This window comes from Chitinophaga oryzae (assembly GCF_012516375.2).
Lineage (GTDB): Bacteria > Bacteroidota > Bacteroidia > Chitinophagales > Chitinophagaceae > Chitinophaga > Chitinophaga oryzae.
The window spans coordinates 5,039,329-5,060,310 of record NZ_CP051204.2; the positions used below are offsets into that span (position 1 = coordinate 5,039,329).

1 protein-coding gene is annotated in these 20,982 nt (G+C 54.9%); it reads right to left on the reverse strand.

Annotated features, from left to right (window positions below; genetic code table 11):
- Positions 1–63 precede the first annotated feature (63 nt).
- On the reverse strand, positions 64–20,973 hold the full coding sequence (locus HF324_RS20220) for a non-ribosomal peptide synthase/polyketide synthase (RefSeq protein WP_168860666.1): 20,910 nt from the start codon (positions 20,971–20,973) through the stop codon (positions 64–66).
- Between the last annotated feature and the right edge of the window lie 9 nt (positions 20,974–20,982).

Sequence of the window (20,982 nt, forward strand, 5' to 3'; positions counted from 1 at the left end):
ATTGGATGAATAAATATCAAAAGGAATGCTGCCCGGGCCTTCGCCCGGAGCAGCTTGTTCCGCCTATTGTGCTGATAGCTGTTTGCTGAGATACTGCGCCAGCGCGCCCGCATTTTCCTGTTTCAACATAGAGAAGTGATCGCCCTCGACCGTATGTACGGTTACTTTGGCGTGCGCGTCCCATCCCAGGCTCTCCGGTTTGCCCTTCCATTGTGCGCCGGCAGCTTTCACAATATGCAGGACGGCATTGGTCCGGCCTTCCACCTGGTAGCTGTTCAGCACCTCAATGTTGCTTACCTTGATGTCCGTCAACCGCATAATGAAATCCACATGCGCCAGCTTATCGTCATTGATCCTGCCTTTCAGGTAGTTTGAAATAAACGGCGCCACAGCTTTCATTTCCAGCGGCCGCACCAGTGATTGCAGAGCGGTCACCCATGCCGGCGGTGTGCCGGTGATGATATTATTCTCTGTCAGCACTTCCACCACCGATTCGAAGAAGATATCCTGGTAGGTGGTAGCGCCGCCGTTGAGCACATCAATATGTCCGGGGTGGGCATCCGCGTCGAGGAGGGCGGCGAAGGCCACTGTTTCCCCGGCGGCTTCCAGCTGCCGCACCATTTCATACAGCACATACGCACCGAAGGAGTGAGCGATGAAACGGTAAGGACCGTGTGGCTGCAGCGCTTTTATCCAGCGGATATTCTGCGCGGCTATTTCCGTGATGGTGTAAAGCGGCCGCTCTCCTTCCAATACGCCCGGCATCTGGATGCCATATACTGCAGCGGTAGTGGTAAGCGCTTTGGCCAGTTCATCGTAGCCATCACTCAGGCCATCCTGGCCGGGGATGATAAACACCGTTGTCCGGCTGTTGCTTTTGTTTAAGGGGATGACATGATGTTCTCCGGTAGCAGCGGCTGTTTCCTCACCCGCCTCCGGCGCCATCAGGCTGGCGGCCAGTGCGGCGACCGTGGGAGCGTCGAAGATATTGCTGAGGGCGATCTCTTTACCCAGCTTTCTGCGGATAGCAGCGATGAGGCGGATAGACAGCAACGAGTGTCCACCAAGAGCGAAGAAGTCGTCATGGATACCTACCTGCTCTACTTCCAGCAGTTGCTGCCAGATTTCTGCCAGTATCTCTTCCGTCTCGTTACGGGGCGCCACATAAGCGTTTTCAGACAGGGCGCCTGCGTCCGGGTCGGGTAATGCTTTGCGGTCTACTTTACCATTAGGCGTTACCGGTATCCTGTCAATTTTTATAAACAGGGAGGGCACCATATACTCCGGCAGCTTCGCTTCGAGGTAGGCGCTGAGGGCCTGCCTGTCGAAAGTTCCGTCCGGCAGGATGTAAGCCACCAGCGTCCTGTTGTCCGTTGCGCCTTTAGCGACTACGACCGCCTGGCTGACGCCATCGAACTGCTCCAGTGCATTTTCGATTTCTCCCAGCTCTATCCGGTAGCCGCGTATTTTCACCTGGTCATCTATCCTGCCGAGGTATTCGATGCTGCCGTCGGGCAGCCAGCGGCCGAGGTCACCGGTGCGGTAAAGGCGGGCGTTCTGTTTTCCGGAGAAGGTGTCCGGGATGAATTTGTCCGCTGTCAGTTCTGGGCGGTACAGGTAACCACGCGCCACCCCTTCGCCGCCGGCGCAGATTTCGCCGGTGATACCTACCGGGCACAGTTCCCTGTGCTGGTCCAGTATGTATACCTGCACGCCGCCGACAGGCTCACCGATCACGATAGTGTCGCCGCGGAGCGGGTTGTCGGTGAGACTGGTACATACGGTATTCTCCGTAGGCCCGTAAGCGTTAATGACACGAATACCGATGGACTGGAAGTATTTGGCATCTTCGCGGTTCAACGGCTCTCCCGCCGAAACGATCGTTTTGATCGTACCCAGCTCTTCGCGGATCGTATGCTGGTAAGACGGAGGCAATACCACCAGTTCCACCTGGTGTTTCCGTACCATGTCGCCGAACCTGTCTGCAGCCAGCAGGTCTTCTTTCCGGGGGAGTACAAGGCTACCGCCACTTAACAGGGTATTGAAAATTTCGTAACAGGATGCATCAAAGCCGAAAGCTGCAAACTGCAAGGTTCTCATACCAGGTATTAATCTCAGGGATGCGGCCTGACTTAAAGCCAGATTTACGACACTTTTGTGTTCAATCATTACGCCCTTGGGGTTGCCTGTACTGCCGGATGTATAGATAACGTATGCGAGGTGATGCGGTGCGGGGACTGCCACCGGCGCCGTGGTTGGCTGGGTGCTGATGGCCCTGCGGTCTGCATCTGCCCTGATAATGTTTACAGAGGAAGGAATGTCCAGTTCTCCTGCCAGCGCCAGGCTGGTGATCAGCATGGTAGCGCGGCTGTCTTCCAGCAGGTAGGTGATCCTGGCTGCCGGGTAAGACGGATCGATCGGCAGATAAGCGCCGCCGGCTTTCAGGATACCGAGTATAGAGATGATCATTTCCGGGGACCGTTCGAGGCACACAGGTACCAGTGTTTCCGGCTGCACACCTTTACCGGTGAGGTAATGGGCCAGCTGGTTAGAACGGATGTCCAGCTCGTGATAGCTCAGCGCCTGCTCTTCAAACAGCAGGGCCGTACTTTCCGGCGCCGCCGCCACCCTTTCTCTGAACAGGTCTATAATCGTTTTGCCGGCACCGTTATACGCCACGGGGGTGGCGTTAAAGTCAACGGCTATATGTTCCTGCTCCTGTTTGTCCAGCAGGATAATATCACCTGTTTTTGCGGCCGGATGATCCACCATGAATTCCAGCACCTGCCGGAAGTGCCCAAGGAGTGCGGTCACATAAGCGCGGTCCAGCAACGCGGTATTGTATTTAAACCGTACTTCCACCGATTCGCCCACCACGGCTGCAATACCCAGGGGGTAGTTGGCATGGTCGCGCATCTCGATATTATCCATCTGCAGCTGCCACTGGTGCGTATTCAGCAGATCGCTGACCGGGTAGTTTTCGAATACGAGGAAGTTGTCGAACAGGTCGCCCGGTATTTCCAGCCAGCGCTGTATATCATTGAGCGAGGTGTACTGATGTTCACGGCTCTGCACCTGCTGCTGCTGGATTTGCTGCAGCCACGGGGCAATGCCCTGTTCCCTGTCGATGACGGTATGGAAAGGCAGGGTGTTGATATACATACCTACCCGCTTCTCTACGCCCGGCAAGTCATCCGGACGGCCCGACACGGTTACCCCATAGGTTACCTGCTGCTGGCCGGTATAGCGGTATAACAGGTAAGCCCACACGGCCTGCACCACAGTGTTGACCGTGATACGGTGCTGCTGCGCGTAAGACAACAGCTGCTTCGCTTTAACACCTGTCAGCTGCAACTCCTGTACTTCATATACGCCCTTGCCCTTGGTACGCTCGGCGGTGGCGCTGATAAATGGCAACAACGTGCCGCTGCCTGCCGATGCCAGGTATTCTTTCCAGTACAGCATTTCTTCCTCCTGGTCGCGGCGTTCCAGGTAACGGATATAATCTTCGTATTTCTCTTCTGCGGACGCCGCGGCTTTTTTGCCGGCCAGCAGCTGATCGTATGTCTGCAACAGCTCTTCCACCAGTACGGACCCTGACCAGCCATCCAGCAGGAGGTGATGGAAAGTCCATACCATACGGTACCGCTCATCGGTCAACCGGATCAGGGCAATACGCATCAGCGGCGGCGCGGTAAAATCGAATCCTTTCACCAGGTCTGCCGCTTCGTAGGCTGTCCATGCTTCTTCCTGTGCGGCCGCGTCCAGATGCCGGTAATCCTGCTCGTCGAACGGTATGACTACCTGCGCCTGCACACACTGCACCGGGATTCGGAACACGTTGGCAAAGAAACTGCTGCGCAATACCGTATGGTGCTGCAGCAGCTGCCGCCAGCTATCCTTTAATACCGCTATGTCCGGCGCATCCAGCGTACAGCAGAGCTGCTGGATATATACGCCGTTATTGCCGTTGTACAGTCCGTGGAACAACATGCCTTCCTGCAGGCTGCTCAACCTGTACAGGCCGGTGATATGGTCTCTGCGGGTACCACCGCCTGCGTGAGGGGCATCGAGAAACTGGTCCAGTTCCGCATTGGTCACCAGGTGGCCCAATCCGTAGTCTGACGGCGTGAATACCGGCTGTACGGTCGCCTGGGCCACCGCATGGTAAATCAGCTGCTGCAACTGCGCCTGGTAGCTGTTCACCAGCTCCTGGATAGTACCGCTATTATAATGATGGGTGCTGTAGCTCCAGTACAGGATCAGTTCCCCGTTTTCCACCGCGCCGTTGACAGCGATCTTATGACGGATTTTTACGTCCGTGATGCTGCCGGTGCCAGCCGCTTCCGGAACGGTGCTGAACCATTTGCTGTTTCTCCTGGCAGCATCTACCTGTCCGAGGTAGTTAAACGTTATGTCCCACGGATCTCTGCCCTGCAGGGCTTCTTCCTTATTGATATATTTTAACACGCCGTAGCCGATGCCTTTATCCGGCAACTGCCTCAGTTGTTCTTTAACCGCTTTGAGCAAAGCTCCCGGCGACGTATACACGTTATTGCTCAGTCCTACAGGATACAGGCTGGTAAACCATCCTACCGTATTGCTGATATCGATGTTGCTGGCGATGTCCTCACGGCCGTGGCCTTCGAGGCCGACTACTACGCCAGCGCCATTCCAGGCATGCAGCGCGGCCGACAGGGCGGCCAGCAGCACGTCGTTGATTTCGGTATGATAAGCCTTCGGCGCTTCCTGCAGCAGGAGTTGCGTCAATGCTGCATCCAGGTGCATTTCATGTGTGGCCATATCATTGCCAGTCAACGCGCCATGATATGCTTTGTCCACCTTCAGCGGCTGGTATTGCTGCGCGATGTCCACCCAGTAGTCGCGCTGCTGCTGCAGCTGTTTACGCTGGCCGTATGCCACCAGCGCCTGATGCCACTCCCGGTAGGAGCTGGTCTTCAGCGGCGGCATTACCGGTTCATTGCGCTGCAGCTGGTCCAGCAGGAGCTCCAGGTCGTCCTGCATAATCTGCCAGGACACACCATCCACTGCAAGGTGGTGACCAATGATCAGCAGGCGGTTGGCCGCTTCCGACGGAGCCGTTAGAAACAGTACAGCACGCAGCAGGATACCTTCCTCCGGCTGTAAAGAAGCCTGGTACCGGTCGCAGTGAGCTGCCAGGGTAGCGGCATATTCGTCTGCCGCCACTTCCCGCAGGTCCACCACTTCCAGTGCGCCGGCGTAGCTGCCGTAGTGCTGTTGCCATTGCCCGCCCTTACGGGTATACGTAAACCGGAGGGCATCATGACGAAGCAGCAACTGTTGTATGGCCGTGTTTAATACGGTATCGCTGACTTGTTTACCTATTCCGACAAACAACTGTTGAATAAAGTGTTTTGCGATGGTTTCCTCTTCGAGGTACCACTGCTGGATAGGCGTTAAACCGCTGTCTCCGGTGAGTATGCCCTGCTCTCCGCGTACGGCTTTCTCCTTGCCGGAAGCCAGGGATGCGGCCAGTCCGGCAATGGTCTGGTGCACGAACAGGTCTTTCGGTTTCAGGTCATATCCAAAACGTTTGGCCCTGCCTACCACCTGGATAGTGATAATGGAATCACCGCCCAGTTCAAAGAAGTTATCGTTTCTGCCGATGTTCTTCACGCCCAGCAGTTCTTCCCAGATAACGGCCAGTGTCTGTTCCACTTCGCCGTTTAAGACAGCGCGGGTATGGGTGGCCGTGGTATAAGGCTCAGGCAACGCTGCCTTGTCTACCTTACCGTTGGCGGTGACAGGTATTTTCTCCAGCGGAACCACTAAAGAAGGTACCATGTAAGGCGGCAGTTTGTCTTTCAGCGAAGTTAACAGCGGCTCCTTGTCGAAGGCGCCCTGCGGCACCACGTAAGCGACTAAACGTTTATGGCCGTTGTCATCCGTTTTCACCAGCACGACTGCCTGGGTTACGAAACCGCTCTGCAGCAGGGCATTTTCAATTTCTCCCGGCTCTATACGATAACCGCGGATCTTCACCTGGTCATCGATCCTGCCGAGGTATTCGATGTTGCCGTCCGGCAGCCAGCGCCCGAGGTCACCGGTGCGGTACAGGCGGGCGCCCGGCTGTTCGCTGAAATGATCGGGAATAAATTTCTCTGTTGTGAGCGCCGGGCGATACAGGTAACCGCGCGCCACGCCAACGCCACCGGCGCAGATCTCGCCGGCCACGCCTACCGGGCAAAGCTCGCCCTGCGCGTCCAGGATGTACACCTGTCCGTTGGCCAACGGTTTCCCGATCACCACGGTATCGCCTTGCAGCGGACTGTCGGTGATCGTGGTAATAACGCTGTTTTCCGTAGGTCCGTAAGCGTTAAACACACGGATACCCTTGGACTGGAAATACCTGGTGTCTTCGCGGTTCAGCGCTTCGCCACCGGATATGATTGTTTTTATCGTGCCCAGTTCCTCACGGATGGTATGCTGGTAAGACGGAGGCAGTAACAGCAGTTCCACCTCATGCTGCCGCACCATCTCCCCGAATTTTTCTGCCGACAGCAGGTCGTCTTTATGCGGGATTACCAGGCAGCCGCCGCTCAGCAGGGTGCTGAAGATCTCGAAGCAGGAGGCGTCGAAACCGAAAGCGGAGAACTGCAATACCCTGATGCCTGGTCTTAACGACAGCACCGTTTCCATATTCAGCGCCAGGTTCACCAGTCCCTTGTGCTCGATCATCACGCCTTTCGGCTGACCGGTACTGCCGGAGGTATAAATCACGTAGGCGAGATCGTCCGGCGCAGGGGTGGTGCTGAGGCTGATACCAGGTTGTTCTGCAATCGCGGCCTGGTCTGCATCTGTTTTGATAACATGAATATGGGCAGGTATATCCAGGCGGTCAGCTACTTCCGTACTGCTGATCATCATGGTCGCACGGCTGTCTTCCAGCAGGTAGCTGATACGTGCCGCGGGGTAAGACGGATCTATCGGCAGATACCCGCCCCCTGCTTTCAGGATGGCTAATATCGCAACGACCATTTCCGGGGAGCGTTCCACACAAACGGGCACCAGTGTTTCCTGCTGCACGCCTTTGCTGACAAGGTACAGCGCCAGCTGGTCGGAACGTTTGTCCAGTTCCCCATAGGTGAGCGCCTGCGTTTCAAACACTACCGCCGTCTGCTGAGGCGCCAGCGCCACCCGTTCTTTGAACAGGTCGACAGCAGATTTGCCGGTTGTGGCCTGCGGCAGCGCAGCTTTGTTAAACGTAACGGCTATCCGTTCCCGCTCTTCGTTGTTCAGCAACACGATGTCGGCGGTTTTGGCGGCCGGGTTCCGGACGATATATTCCAGCACCTGTTTAAAGTGTTCGCTGATCTGCGTGATATAGCCGGGAGACAACAGGGCGGTGTTGTGCTGTAACAGGATAGTGATCTCCTGTCCCACCCCTATCGTAATGCTCAACGGGTAGTTCGTATGTTCTTCCACGTGCAGCTGTTCTATCTGCAGTTTCCACGGATAGGAAAGTGTTTCCTCATCTACCGGGTAGTTTTCGTATACCATCAGCGTATCGAACAGGTCTCCTGTGACGCCGGTGTAACGCTGGCTATCGCGCAGCGGGGTATACTGGTACTTGCGGCTTTGTACCTGTGCCGCCTGTATATCGCGCAACCAGTCGGTGATCGGCTGCTCCGGCGTCACAGCGATGTGTACCGGCAGGGTATTGATATACATCCCTACCTTTCTTTCGATCCCCGGCATATCGTCCGGACGGCCGGACACAATAGCGCCATAAGCTACGTGCTGGTTACCGGTATAACGGTATAACAGGTACCCCCACACGCCCTGCATCAGGGTGTTGACGGTGAGGCGCTGTTGCTGCGCGTACGAGGTGATGAGTTTTGTCTGCGTGGCATCCAGTACCACCGGCGTCGTTTTATAACGGCCTTCGGCTTTTGTCCTGTCGGCACTGCTGATGAAAGGCAGCAACGTGCTGTTACTGATATCAGCGAGGTATCCGCGCCAATACGCTCCTTCTTCGTCTTTATTCCTGCGATCGAGGTAACGGATATATTCTTCGTAGTGATCGGTAGCCGTTTCTTCCGGTTGTTTTCCGGATGCCAGCGCCTCGTAGGTACGCAGCAATTCTTCCAGCAATACCGGCATTGACCAGCCATCGAGCAGCAGGTGGTGGTAGGTCCATACCATGCGCCAGGTGTCGTCCTGCAACCGTATCAGGCTCATCTTCATCAGCGGTGGCGCCGTAAAATCGAACGGCTGCAGCAATACTTCCGCTTCATGAGCGGTCCATGCTGCCTCCTGAGCTGCTGCATCCAAACGGCGGAAATCCAGTTGCGTCACCGGCAGTTGTACATAACGGTATACGCATTGTACCGGCACATGGAAAGCATCATGATAGAATGCGCTGCGTAAAATAGTATGCCGCTGCAGCAGGTACTCCCAGCTCTCTATGAAGGCACTGATGTCTGTCTGATGCAGCAGGTAGGTAAACTGCTCCGTATAGGCGTCTACGGCATTATCGTACAAACCATGGAACAGCATGCCTTCCTGCAGGCCACTCAGCCGGTACATGGCGGTCATCTCGTCACGGCGCTTAGCACCGCTGGCCATCGGCATATCCAGGAAGCGGTCCAGCTCCGTGTTGCTCACCAGGCCGCCCAAACCGTAGTCTGACGGCGTCAGCAGCGGTTGTTGCGCTGCCTGCGCTACGGCATGCCTGATAATCGCCTCCAGCCGGTCGATGTATTGCTGCGCCAGCGTAGTGATAGTAGCAATATTGTAGTGTTGATGGCTGAAGCTCCAGTCCAGCACCAGTTCACCGCCGGTCACCATGCTGTTCACAGCGATCTTACGGCGAACGGTGTAGTCGTCACCCGCTTCGGCGCCGGCGGGTTCGTCGGTAACGGAAAACCATTTACCGCCGCTGGTCACGGCATCAAACTGCCCGAGGTAGTTAAAGGTTATATCCCAGGGATCACCACCCTGTAGCGCTGCCAGTTTGTTGAGGTATTTCAGCACGCCGAAGCCGATTCCCTTGTCCGGCACCTGGCGCAGCTGTTCTTTCATATTACGCAGTAACATACCAGCGTCGCCAGTGGTATGGCCGGGCAACAACACCGGGTACAGGCTGGTGAACCAGCCCACGGTATCGCCTGCGTTCACGCTGCTGTCGATGTCTTCCCTTCCATGTCCTTCCAGTCCGATGAGCACAGCGCCATCGGTCCAGCTGTTCAGCGTGAGGGCCAAAGCGCTCAGTAACACATCGTTGATTTCCGTACGGTAGGCAGCAGGTACTTCCTGCAGCAGCTGCTGTGTAAAGAGCGGTGTCAGCTTCACCTGGTAATGCTGCATATCTTTTATCCGCAGCACGCCGTCGTAGGCTTTATCTACCGGTAACGGCCGGTATTGCTGTACCATGCCGGACCAGTAGTCCGCCTGTTTCAACAAACGTTCTGTCCCGCTGTATTTCACCAGTGCGTCATACCATTGCCTGTAAGAACTGCTCTTTTTGCCCAGTGATACTGTCTGATTGTTATACAGACCATCGATCAGGCGTTCCAGGTCTTCCAGCAGGATACGCCATGACACGCCATCTACCACCAGGTGATGGACCGCCAGCAGCAAACGGTTGTGGGCATCGCCGGCAGGCGTTAAAAACAGGACAGCGCTGATACAGTTACCTTTCGTAACATCTATGCTACGCTGATATCCATTTCCATAGGTCACCATCATTTCCGGGAACTCCTGCATGGATTCTGCCTGCAGGTTCACGATGTTCAGCATCGCTTCGGCGTTGCCGTACGTCTGCTCCCATCCATTGGCGCCATACGTATATTTGAAACGGAGGCTGTCATGGTACTGTACCAGCTGCATGATAGCGGCCGACAAGGTAGATGATGGAATGCGCTTGTCTATTTTCAGCAGCATGCTCTGGTTAAAGTGGGAAGGCGTAGTGCCTTCTTTCTCAAAATACCATTGCTGCACCGGCAACAAACCACAGCTGCCGCTTTGTATCTCCTGGTCCGCAGAAACAGCGGTAGCTGCTCCTTTACGGGCAGACATGACGGCGTATAACATAGCAATGGTCTGGTAGTCGAACAAGTCACCGACCTGTAATTCATAGCCGGCCCTTCTCACCCTGCTCACCACTTGTATGGTGATGATAGAATCACCGCCTAAAGCGAAGAAGTTATCGTTGATACCGACTCTTTCCACGCCCAGCAGCGCTTCCCATATACCTGCCAGGGTGCGTTCCACTTCGTTGCGCGGCGCCACATAGGTATCTGTTTGCAGGCTGCTGCCATCCGCTTCAGGCAACGCTTTCTTGTCCACCTTGCCGTTGGCCAGCAAGGGGAAATAGTCCAGTACCATCAACAGCGATGGCACCATATAATCCGGCAGTTGCTCTGTCAGCTGCTGCAATATCTCTTCTTTATCCACGTCTGCATCCGCTTCTGCTACCACATACGCTACCAGCCGTTTATTATCGAGATGGTCTTTTTTCACGACCACCACCGCCTGCTTCACGGTAGCGCAGCTGTTCAACGCTCTTTCTATCTCGCCCAGCTCTATACGGTAACCGCGTATTTTCACCTGGTCATCCACACGGCCCATGAAGAGGATGTTGCCGTCCGGCAGGTATTTTACCATATCACCGGTGCTGTACAAACGACCATTCGTGCCCGGCGCAAAAGGATCTGCGATAAATTTGGCAGCGGTGAGTTCATCATTGTTGAGATACCCGCTGGCAACGCCTTCCCCGCCTATATACAAGGCACCGGGAACGCCCACCGGGCATAACTGCAGCTCCTGGCTGAGCACATACACCTGTGTGGCGGAGAAAGGTTTACCTACGGGGATGCTTTCACCGTAAGCAGCGTCTCTGTCAACGATGTGCAGCAGTTTTCCGATAGTCGTCTCCGTAGGCCCGTAGTGGTTCACCACCGTGCAGGCGGTACCGGTTGCATAGACCGACGCCGCTACTGCCGATTCCAGCGCTTCACCACCGAAGATCAGCAGCTTTTCCGGTATCAGCAGCCTGTCCGGCAAACACAGTGCTTTCCAGTGGGAAGGCACTATTTTGATACAGTCTATCGGGTTCCGGTCAAGGTATTCATACAAGACAGTGGTGTCCTGCGCCATCTCTTTGGAGAAAATATGCAGGGCGCCACCATTGGCCAGCGCACCGAAGATCACGGTATTGCCAAGGTCGGTCGCCATGCTGGACATGAGCCCGAAAGAACGACATTCCTTCAAAGGCAGCGCATTCGTCAAACCGGCGATGTAATCTGCCAGGTTGCCGTGGGTAACCACCACTCCTTTAGGCTGACCGGTACTGCCGGAGGTATAAATCACATATACAGGGTGTTCCGCCCGGGTGATCCCGGGTATGTTTTCTTTTCCGTTGACTTTAATATCGTTCCAGTCATCATCCAGCAAGATGATATCTGCAGGCACCGCCTGTACCCTGTCGGCATATTTGCTGAGGGTTATGATATTGGAGGCATCAGTATCTTCCAGCATAAACCGGATACGGTCTTCCGGGAAATCCGGTTCAACCGGCACATAGGCGCCTCCTGCCTTCAGAATACCGAGGATGCTCACCACCATGTCCAGCGAGCGTTCCATGCAAACCGGCACCAGCGTGCCCGCCTTTACCCTCCTGCTTCTCAGATAGTGGGCGAGGCAATTTGCACGTTCATTCAGCTCGCGGTAAGTGAGGGTATTGTTTTCAAAAGCGACTGCTATCGCCTCCGGAGAACGGTTTGCCTGCGCTTCAAACAGATCCGCAAAAGTGATCTGCTGCGTATATTCTTTCTCGTAGTTTCCTTTTACGGCCAGCAGTTGCTGTTCTTCTCCGGAAGTGAGCATGGGCAACAACCCTATCTGCTGGTCCGGCGACGTTACTACAGCCTGTAACAGCTGCTGGAAATGGCCGACCATACGTTTTACCGTAGCTTCGGTAAACAGGTCCGCACAATACACCACCGTGCCATTCAGTCCGTCCTCATCTTCGTCCATACTGAATACCAGGTCAAACTTAGCGGAAGTATGCGCTACTGTTTCTTCAGACAAAACGATATCGCCAAACTGCAGGTCGGGCTGGTTCACGTTGTTCTGCAAACCAAATACCACCTGGAATACCGGCCGGTGGCTTCTGTCGTTGTCCACTACCACCTGGTCCACGATCTTCTCAAACGGCACCTCCTGGTGTTCGAAGGCATTCAGCGTCGTTTGTTTCACCTGGTGAAGAAGCGCGCGGAAAGAAGGATGCCGGCTCAGGTCTACCCGCAGTGCCAGCATGTTGATGAAGAAGCCGATGAGGCCTTCCACTTCCTGCTGCGTTCTGCCCGCAACAGGGCTGCCTACGCAGATGTCTTCCTGGCCACTGTAGCGGTAGAGCATAACGTTGAACGCGGAAAACAGGGTCATAAACAGGCTCACCCCTTCCTGGCGGCTGAACTGGTGCAGCTGTGCGGTCAGCTCAGCAGGCAGCTGGAAGCTGACAGCTCCGCCCCTGGTGCTTCTTACCGGAGGCCTCGGATAGTCCAACGGCAGGTTCAGCGGCGTAATGCCTGCCAGGTTTTCTTTCCAGTAAGCGAGTTGTTTATCCAGTATATCACCGGTGATATAGGTACGCTGCCAGATGGCATAGTCCGCGTATTGGATGGCCATCTTCTCCAGGTGTGCTTCCGTACCGGCAGCTGCGGCCATATAAAACGCCACCAGCTCTTTCACCAGGATACTGGTAGACCAGGCATCGGAAGCGATGTGGTGGGTGGTGATGATCAGGATATGTTCATCGGGGCCCTGCACTACCAGGTCTGCCCGCAGCATATGGTCTGCCGACAGATCAAACGGGGCGTCCGTTATCTTCTTAATAAACTCCTGCAACGCTGCCGGATTTTCTTTATAGGCCGCCTGATCGGTGATATTTAATGTCCAGTTGTCCTGGTCAAGAATGTACTGATATCCGCGGCCATCATTTTGCCGGATCACGGTCCTTAATATCTCGTGCCGGTTGACCACGCTGCGCAGGGCGGTGGACAAGGCTTCAACGTCCAGCGATCCCCGCAGGCGCAATACGGCCGGTACGTGATACTGCACACTGCCTTCCAGCTGGTCAATAAACCAGAGGCGTTCCTGTGCAAAGGAAAGCGGAATACGCGCCGGCCTTTTTACGGCTTTTATTCCCGGAACTACGGTCTGGCTGGCTTCTTCCTGTAAGAAAGCCGCCAGCTGGGCAATCACCGGGTAAAGGAATACAGACCTCACCGTTAGTTCCACCGCAATTTTTTTCCGCAGCACTGCCACCATGCGCATAGACAGCAATGAGTGGCCTCCCAGTTCAAAGAAATTATCGTATACCCCTACCCGTGGTACCTGCAGCAATTCCTGCCATACGTCGGCCAGCAACTGTTCCATATCATTGCGGGGAGCTACATATTCATTACCGGCTGGAGCGTTCTGGTGCACATCCGGCAATGCCTTCCTGTCGATCTTTCCGTTGGAGGTCAACGGCATTTTGTCTAACGTGATAAACAGGGCCGGCACCATATAGTCCGGTAAACGCTCTTTCAGCACGGCGATCACCCGCTCACGGTCGAAGCGCTCTTCAGAAACAATATACGCGGCCAGTATCTTACTGCCGGCGCTGTCGTTGGTCGCCACGACCACTGCCTGTTTTATAAACCCGCTCTGCAGCAATACGTTCTCAATCTCCCCCAGCTCTATACGGTATCCGCGTATCTTCACCTGCTGGTCTATACGTCCCAGGTATTCGATATTGCCATCCGCCAGCCAGCGGGCCTGGTCGCCGGTTTTATACAACCGGCTGTAATCCCCTTCCCGGCTGAAAGGATTCGGCAGGAAGCGTTCTGCCGTTAAAGCTTCGCGGTTCAGATATCCTCTCGCCAGCCCCGCACCGGAAACATACAGTTCGCCCGGCACGCCCACGGGCGACAAGCTCCTGTTAGCGTCCAAAATATAAATGCCCAGCGTAGGAATAGCGGTACCAATGATACTGCTGCTGCTTTGCAGATGTTCAACACCGATCTCCTGGTAGGTCACATGCACGGTCGTTTCGGTGATGCCGTACATGTTGATCGTTCTGCAATGCGGATAGGCTTCTTTCCACGGCCTGATCATGGCCGGGTTAAGCGCCTCTCCGCCAAAGATGACATACCTTACGGGTACCGCCGGCGCATGCGCCACCAGGTATTCCTGCAGCACATAGAAGGCCGCAGGCGTCTGGTTGAGCACCGTCACTCCTTCTGACAGCAGCAGCTGCCCGAAAAGAGATGCGTCTTTCGCCACCTGTTTGGAGACGATGACGAGACGGCCGCCATAGAACAAGGCGCCATACATCTCCCATACGGAAAAGTCAAAACAGATAGAGTGGAACAATGTCCATACGTCGCTGCTGTTAAAGTCATACAACGGCGTATCGGTCTCGAACAACCGCACTACGTTGTAATGATCCAGCAGCACGCCTTTCGGCTGACCGGTAGAACCGGAGGTATAGATCACATACGCCAGGTGATGCGGCTGTACAAAACTTTCAGGATTGTGTTCAGGGAACCCTTTCAGGATATGCTGGTCTGCGTCCAGTGATACTATTGTGGCGGAAGTCAAGCCTTCCAGCAAATGGGCGCTTTCGCTGTTGCTCACCACATATTGCGCTGCGGTATCCGTCAGCATAAACCTTACCCGCTCCTGCGGATATTCCGGATCAATGGGCACATAGGCGCCACCGGCCTTCAGGATACCCAGCATGGCAATGATCATCTGTTCGCTCCGTTCCAGGAATACCGGCACCAGCGTATCTTCCCGGACGCCCAGCTTCCTCAGGTAATGTGCCAGCTGGTTGGCCCGGCTATTCAGTTCGCCATAGGTGACCTGTACCGATTCAAATACTACTGCCACCGCTTCCGGCGTAAGCAGCACCTGCCTGTCAAAAAGGTCGATGATGGTTTTGTTTCTCGGATAGTCCGCTATCCGGCTGTTAAAGGCGCTCAGCAGCTGTTCTTCTTCCGCCGCTGTGGTGATGCGCAGCATATTGATTTCGCTGGCAGGTGCGGCAACGATAGCGCGTAACAGCTGCTCGAAATGTTTCATCATTTGTTTGATCCGTCCGGCGCTGAACAAATCGGTGCAATACTCAGCGTAGCCACGGATACCATCGGGCTGTTCTTCCAGCGACATGGTGATATCGCACAAAGTGGTTTTATGCGGCACCTCTTCATAAGCCAGGTGCAGATCTCCCAACAACAGCTCCGGTACCGGCGGCGTATTCTGTAAAACGAACATCGCCTGGTACAGCGGGCTGCGGCTCATATCGCGGTCTTTCACCACCTCTTCCACAATTTTCTCAAACGGCACCTGCTGGTGCTCATAGGCATCCAGCGTAGTATTTTTCACCTGTTGCAACAGGGAAAGGAAGGAAGGGTTATCGCTGAGGTCCGCTCTTAACGCCACAGTGTTCAGGAAGAAGCCTATCAGCCCTTCTGTTTCCTGCTGCGTTCTGCCGGATACCGGCGAACCCACACAAATATCATCCTGGCCACTATAACGCTGCAGCAATACTTTAAAGGCGGTGAGCAGGGTCATAAAGAGTGTAACCCCCTGTTCCCTGGACAACTGCTGCAGCTGGTCCGTGAGCTGCTGATCAAGATGGAACCAGCTGATAGCGCCGTTAAACTGCTGTACCGCAGGACGGGCATAGTCTGTTGGCAGGTCCAGCGGATGTACGTTGTTCAGTTGCTGCTTCCAGTATTTCATCTTTTCACCGAGGACCGCGCCGTCGAAGCTGTTACGCTGCCAGAGGGCATAGTCGGCGTACTGTATTTCCGGTTTCTCGAGGATAGGAGCGCGTTTTTCCGCGTAGGCGCGGTACAGTTCCACCAGTTCTTTTACCAGTATGGAGATAGACCAGCCATCGCAGGCGATGTGGTGAATGGTGAGCAACAACAGATGCTCCTGCGCCGACAATGTGACCAGGTGCGCTCTCAGCATATGGTCACGGCACAGGTCAAAGGGCATATCGGCCAGGCCGCTCAGCAATTGTTTTAAGGTAGCTTCATCAGACAGTTCCGGAGACTGCGGCACCAACGTCAGCTGCCACTGGTCTTTGTCCATCACGTGCTGCCAGGCAACGCCGTCTTTCGGTGCGATGACCGTGCGTAGCACTTCATGCCCGTTCACGATGTTACGGAGCGCGAATTCCAGGCCTTGTACGTCCAGGTTACCATGCAGGCGCAGTATCACCGGCATATGGTAAGGCACGGTGCCCTGCAGCTGATCGATGAACCACAACCGCTCCTGGCTGAAAGACAGCGGGATATTGGCAGGTCTCGGGCCTGCAACCAGCGGCGGCAGGTGCGAACCTTTTTCCTGTTGCTGCAGGTACGCCGCCAGTAAAGCGATGGTGGGATATATAAAGAAGTCCTTTACGGTCAGCTCCACGTCCATGTCTTTACGGACGGCGGCCACCACGCGGGTCGCCAGCAGGGAGTGACCACCTAATTCAAAGAAATTATCTTCGATGCCTACACGCTCCACGCCCAGCAAATGTTGCCAGATACCGGCCAGGTGTTGTTCCGTGGCATTGGTGGGCGCCACGTAGTTGATCAGCCGTTTCCGCTGAATGTCTTCCCAGGCAGCCAGGAACTTACGGTCTACCTTGCCGTTGCCGGTCAGCGGCAACTTCTGCAATGCGACGAAGTCCGCCGGCACCATGTAATCCGGCAGGCGGTCCAGCAGCTGCTGTTTGATATTTTTCTGCAGCGCTTCACAGATGTCGGTGAACAGCGGCACGTTGGTTTTCACGGTATCAGCAAAGCTGATGCTGTTGCTGTAGGACTGTTCCACAAAACCATCAAAACGTTCGCGCTCTATCAGCAGGTTTATTTTCAGTGGATCTTCATCCAGCAGAAAACGGCAGCTGTAGCCGGCGGCCATAGCCTCGTCCAGTATTTCGTTAACAGTATGTGTTACCTTGTCCGGCGCGCTGATGTAGTCCGACAAGTCGCCTACATTGTTGCACAGGTTATTTTTCAGCGCATGGTCCAGCATCCGTTCTCTCCATACGCGATGGCCCGGCACGTCCTGCAACGCGATCACCGGGATGCGGTTTGTGAGCTGATCGATGATGGTGCTTTTGTCGGCAATGGCGTCCCACGGCTGCCATTCCGGCTGCAATACCGGTTTTTCAATGCCAACATGGAGGATCACCGTATAACGGTAAAGGCTCAACTCATTGATGTAATCTCCTTGTTTCCATACAATCTCCACATTGGTAATCTCCGGAAAGCGGGTCTGCAGATGATAAAAATAGGCAGGAGAAAAACACAGCTCTTCTTCTTTCAGCACTTCCTGCTCCACGCTCCATTCAAACTCCCTGACACTGGTCTTGTCATGCAGTTTGTCCAGCTGCAGGCGGCGTTTGAAAGATGGCAGCAGGCGCAGGTCACGAACGTCGCCCACCACAATGCGGCCTTTGCCTTTCAACAGGGTGATGGCTTTCGCCAGCACGTCCGTCATATAGGCGGCTCCCGGGAAATACTGTACAATGGAGTTTAAGATCACCAGGTCGATCTCCTCTTTTTCATCCAGGATAATTTCATGTGCGGCACAGAGTTTCATTTCCGTATCGGGGTAACGGCGCTCGCCTTTGGCAATGCGGCGCAGGATCTGTTCTACAGACACCCGGGAGAAGTCAGTACCGATATATCTTTCTATATGATCAGCAATAGGATAATAGATCAACCCTGTACCCGATCCTATCTCCAGTACCCGCTTCGGTCGCAGGCCGATGATCAGGTTGGTGATATCATTCACCCATTGCTGCATGTTCTCTGCGGGGATAGGGCCGCTGGTGAAACTGTCGTTCCAGCCGGTAATGTTGAACTCTTCATCCAGGTCTTCTATTTCGTCTGTTTTACTATAGGCGGTATCGTACAGGGCGCGCCAGCTGGCGATCTGCAGCTGCGACAGCTCATACTCTTTCTGTTGCAGCGTTTCCTGTTCCGGAACAAAATAACTCACCAGTCTTTTTTCGCCGGTATGCTGTTGTTTTACCACCACGCAGCTGTCGCCCACCTCCGGCAGGTTGTTCAGCGCGCGTTCTATCTCACCCGGTTCTATGCGGTAACCGCGGATCTTCACCTGGTCGTCGATCCTGCCGGCATAGGCGATGGTGCCATCCGGCAGCCAGCGGCCTTTGTCGCCGGTGCGGTACCAACGGCCCGGGGCATCTTCGAGGGTGACATATTTTTCCGCGGTCAGGTCTTCCCTGTTGACATAACCCAGCGACACGCCGTCACCGCCTACGTAAATTTCGCCGCTTACGCCCAGCGGCACCAGCTGCCGGTTCTCGTCCAGGATACGGATGCGGGCATTGGCCATCGGCGTACCGATAGGAACGGACAGCCTGCCGGTCACGTCATTGACTTCGTAACAGGTGGCCGCCACGGTCACCTCCGTAGGGCCGTACATGTTAACCAGCTTCCCTTGCCCCAGTACCGCCAGCGCTTTTTCCAGGTGCGGCAGGGAAGCCTTTTCACCGCCAAACAGGATCTTCCGCATGGGTTTCAGGCCGAGGGGCTGGTTATCGATAAAGTTGTGGAACAAGGCCGTGGGAAAAAGGGCGATGGTGATTTTCTCCGCTGCGATGATCCTCGCTAATTCAAATACATCGATGGCCGCGTCATCTTCCACCATGCAGAGGCAGGCGCCGTTGAGCAGCGCACTGTAGATATCGAAGGTGGAGCCGTCGAAGGCGTAGTTGGAACATTGCAGCAGCCGGTCGCCGGGCAGCACTGAAGTGGCGCCACGGTCGAAGGCCAGGTTGATAATATTTCTGTTGGTGATGGCAATCCCTTTGGGACGGCCGGTAGTACCGGAGGTGTACATCACGTTGATGCAAGCGTCGCTGCCGGTTCGTATGCCCGGCGGCGTTACGGCGCTGTTGCGCGCTGCGGCGATGTCCAGTCCTGTGGTGAATTCTCCCATTCCGGAAGAAATGAACAGCTCCCTGCTGGTATACAGCAGGGTGGTAATGCCGGCATCTTCCATCATGCCATGCAAGCGGTCGGCCGGGTAACCGGTATGAAAGGGCGCATAAGCATTGCCGCTCTTCAGGATTCCCCAGATGGCGACAATCATCTCTATCCCGCGCCTCGACAGCAGGGCGATGGTCTTGCCCGGCTGCATACCCTGTTCCGCCAGGTAGTTGGCCACCTGGTTGGCCTGTTCATCCAGTTCCCGGTAGGTAAGCGTGCGCTTTCCGAACGTCACCGCCGGCGCCTGCGGCGAAAACGCTACCTGTCCTTCAAAAATGGACACTACGCTTTCCGCCGAAGGATATAAGGTAGCGGTGTCATTAAACGACACCTGCAGCTGATGTTTTTCTGCTTCGCTGAGCATATTCAGGGTACCGATAGACTGTGCCGGGTTGTCGGCGGCTGCCTGCAGCAACAGCTGGAAATGCCCTACCATCCGCTGGATGGTCGCTTCGGTGAAGATATCGGTATAGTATTCCACTTCCACGTCGATACCATCCGGACCTTGCTCCATTGACCAGGACAGGTCGAACAGGCTGGTGGTACGCATGATTTTTTCGTCCTGCATCACCACCTCTCCCATTTTCAGTTCTTTGGTAGGCGGTACGTTCTGTAATACAAACACCACCTGGAACAGCGGATTCTTACTGATATCCCGCTCTCCCATCACTGCTTCCACTACTTTCTCAAAAGGCACTTCCTGGTGTTCGTAAGCATCCAGCAACGTATTTTTCACCTGCTGCAGCAACGTGATAAAATCGGGATTGCCGTCCAGATGGGTGCGCAGCACCAGCGTATTGACGAAGAAGCCGATCAGCCGTTCCATTTCTGTCCGCATCCTGCCGGCCACCACGCCGCCGATGCTGATATCTTCCTGGCCGCTGTAGCGGTACAGCAATACTTTAAAAGCAGCCAGCAATGTCATGTACAAGGTAGCCCCCTGTTCCTGCGACAGCTTTTCCAGCGCCGCCGTCAGCTGCTGAGGGATATGAAAAGTGACCAAAGCGCCGCGGGTGCTTTTTACCGCCGGGCGCTCGTAGTCTGTAGGGAGATTTAACAAAGAAGCGCCATCCAGCTGTTTCTTCCAGTAGGAAAGCTGTTTGTCCAGCATATCGCCGGCGAGGTATTTACGCTGCCATACGGCATAGTCGGCAAACTGAATATCCAGGGGCTCCAGCACCGGTTCCCGCTTTTCGGTGGCAGCGGTGTAAGCCTCATTCAATTCATTCACGAGGATGGCGGTAGACCAGCCATCGGACGCGATGTGGTGCATCACCAGCACCAGCAGGAATTCTTCCGGCGCCAGCTGTATGAGATGAGCGCGCAGCATATGATCATGGAACAGGTCAAATGGTATCTGTACCAGTTCGTCCATATACGCCTGCAATACCTCCGGTTTTTCATAGCCGGAGGTACCGTCGATAATATCCAGTTGCCATTGATCTTTTTCCAGCACCCGCTGCCATACGTTGCCGTCTGCCTGGTGTATCACGGTACGCAGCACTTCATGCCGGTTCACCACCGTGCGCAGCGCAAAGTTCAGTGCCGCAACATCCAGTTTACCCTTCAGCCGTAACGCCGCGGGGATATGGTATTGCACGCTGCCTTCCAGCTGATGGATAAACCAGAGGCGGTCCTGGCTGAAGGACAAGGGAACCGGTCCGTCGTCGTTGTCACGGGCGTCCCGTATGCTGCCGGAGAAATGTTTCTCCTGCGTACCGGACTTATGTTTTTTGAAATAGGCTATCAGGGAGTTTTTATTATTTCTCAATCTATCCAGGAAGCCGGCATCGATCTCTTTATCTTCATCTGCCTCTACCAATAAATTATCATCCTCGAAGGAAACTTTTATTCCGCTATCGTGGGCCTCGTTTAACAGATCAATTATTTCGTTGAGATTAAAATCAAACATCGTGAATGG